The sequence below is a fragment of the Seonamhaeicola marinus genome, from assembly GCF_008085455.1.
Map to the genome: position 1 here is coordinate 1 of NZ_VSDQ01000439.1, position 697 is coordinate 697.

The following is a 697-nucleotide window of genomic DNA, read 5'->3' on the forward strand; positions in this document are numbered from 1 at the left end:
TTTTAACACCTTGCTTACATGGTAAAAATGTTGGTTTATTATCTGAAGCTGGCTGCCCAGGAGTTGCTGATCCGGGAGCCGACGTTGTAAAAATAGCGCATCAAAAAAACATAAAAGTAGTTCCTTTAGTTGGGCCATCATCAATATTACTTGCATTAATGAGTTCTGGTATGAATGGCCAAAGTTTTGCTTTTAACGGCTATCTTCCTATTGATAAAAATGAACGTAAACAAGAATTAAAACGTTTAGAACGTTTATCATTTGACCAAAATCAATCTCAAATTTTTATTGAAACACCTTACCGAAACAATAAAATGCTAGAAGATATCACAGCTGTTTTATCAGATAATACTAGCGTTTGTGTAGCGTGTGATATTACACTTCAAAGTGAATTTATTAAAACACTACCTGCCGGAAATTGGAAAAAAAATAAGGTAGACCTTCATAAAAGACCTACCATATTCATTATTCATAAAAGCTAATTTTACTGCAAAAAACAACACATTACATAGCTTTTGCTTTCTTGTTGGGTTTAATAAAAGAAGTATCATAACCAGAAAAACGCTTCATGTAAGTGTACACGGTGGTACCAAATCCATCAGCAAAGTTATCTAATCCGTAACTTCTTAAATACTTTTTCACACTTCCAGGCCCTGCTAAATGTGCTGCAGCCAAAATACCAGATTCTGTTACTAAA

Annotated in this window: 1 protein-coding gene and 1 pseudogene; one reads left to right on the forward strand and one right to left on the reverse strand. The window is 33.9% G+C overall.

Annotated features, from left to right (window positions below):
• Positions 1 to 482, forward strand: a 482-nt coding sequence (locus FUA24_RS07595) for an SAM-dependent methyltransferase (RefSeq protein ID WP_148541154.1), incomplete at its 5' end; no start/stop codon positions are given.
• Between the two features lie 22 nt (positions 483 to 504).
• Here the strand turns inward: FUA24_RS07595 and FUA24_RS07600 are convergent.
• Positions 505 to 697 (reverse strand): annotated as a pseudogene (locus tag FUA24_RS07600) (peptidoglycan-binding protein LysM); the annotation flags it as partial.